Annotated in this window: 1 protein-coding gene; it reads right to left on the bottom strand. The window is 64.9% G+C overall.

Annotated features, from left to right (window positions below; all coding sequences use genetic code 11):
• Positions 1–73: 73 nt before the first annotated feature.
• A complete protein-coding gene (locus DWF00_RS07000) occupies positions 74–1,459 on the bottom strand; it encodes a transposase (RefSeq protein WP_114832873.1) in 1,386 nt (461 codons plus the stop codon).
• Positions 1,460–1,535: the final 76 nt, after the last annotated feature.

The following is a 1,535-nucleotide window of genomic DNA, read 5'->3' as shown; positions in this document are numbered from 1 at the left end:
GATACCGTTGAAAAAGTCGGCCTGCGAGCGAGGCGATCACGAGCTGCGATTTGCCTGCGGGCGCATTCGCCCTTCACGCGGCCCTCACCTGCGTTCCGTTGGGCAGGAGCTTGGCGAGCTTTCTGAGGTTCTGGGCTGCTGCGGCGAGGTGGAACTCGTCTCTGGCCCCGTTGGGTCCGCGTAGGCGCAGCCGGTCGAGCCGCAGGATGCGCTTGAGATGGGCGAACAGCATCTCGACCTTCTTCCGCTCTCGTCGCGAGACGACATAGGCGTCGGTCTGCGCGATGTCCCTGGCCATGTCGCGGGCGCCCTCGTGGATAGAGCGCAGGATTTTGCGGGCCGGTGTGATGGGGCAGCACTGCGGCTTCAGCGAGCAGGCGTCGCAGGCAAATTTGCTGGCGTGGTAGCGCATCAGGCCGTTCTCATCGACGAGCGGGCGCTCGGTTCGATAGACCTTCTGGCGCTGCCTCAGCTCCTTCCCTCCCGGGCAGGTGTAGAGATCGCGGGCATGGTCATAGGCAAAGTCGGAGCGGCTGAAGGTGCCGTCGCTGCGCTGGGATTTGTCGAAGACCGGGATATGCGGCTCGATCCCGCGCTCATGGACCAGCCAGGCGAGGTTCTCGGCCGAGCCATAGGCACTGTCGGCGGCGAGCCGGGCCGGCCAGAGGCCGAAGCGTTCCAGCGTCCGGTCGAGCATGGTCCGGGCTGAGCCGACCTCGGCCTGGCGGATGGCACGACTGGCCTCGACATCGACGATGACGGCGTGATCGAGGTCGATCAGATAGTTGGTGGCGTAAGCAAAGAAGGCGTGACCCTTCAGGGCTCCGGTCCATTGCGCCGCCGGATCGGAGCGCGAGACGAACTTCGGCCTGGTCTCGCTAGCTGCGCCCCAGGCAGCCTCGTCGAGCGTGTCGAGATACTCGCGCACCGAGCGACGTGTCCGCGCGAGATCGTCCCAATCCACCGGCTCGGAGGCTTCGGCCGAGCATTGCTTGTTGGCATCGGCCTTGATCAGGCTGGCATCGACCGCGAAGCCTTCGCCGCCGACGAGCCCCTCCGCGATGCAGCGCCGGACGGTCGTCTCGAACAACTCCCGCAGGAGGTCGCTGTCACGGAAGCGGCCATGCCGGTTCTTCGAGAAGGTCGAGTGATCCGGGACGTCGCCTTCGAGCCCGAGCCGGCAGAACCAGCGATAGGCGAGGTTCAGATGCACCTCCTCGCAAAGGCGCCGCTCCGAGCGGATGCCGAAGCAATAGCCGATGAGCAGCATCCGGATCATCAACTCCGGATCGATCGAGGGACGCCCTATTTCGCTGTAGAACGGTCGCAGATGCGCGCGGATATCCGAGAGATCGACGAAGCGATCGATGGCGCGCACCCAGTGCTCGGTTGGCACATGCCGCTCTAGGCTGAACTCGTAGAACAGAGCCTCTTGCGCCACCCGCCGTTCGCCCATCATTGCGCCGCCCTCCGTAAGGACGACTGAATCAGGACTTCACGCCCGCAGCAACGGCGACTTTTTCAACGACATCCGC

This window comes from Allobosea caraganae, from assembly GCF_003351345.1.
Classification (GTDB): domain Bacteria; phylum Pseudomonadota; class Alphaproteobacteria; order Rhizobiales; family Beijerinckiaceae; genus Allobosea; species Allobosea caraganae.
This window is presented reverse-complemented; position numbering and strand designations above follow the sequence as displayed.

Coding starts and splice junctions, on each gene's coding strand:
- DWF00_RS07000 (WP_114832873.1), bottom strand. CDS start 1,459: ATGATGGGCGAACGGCGGGTGGCGCAAGAGGCTCTGTTCTACGAGTTC.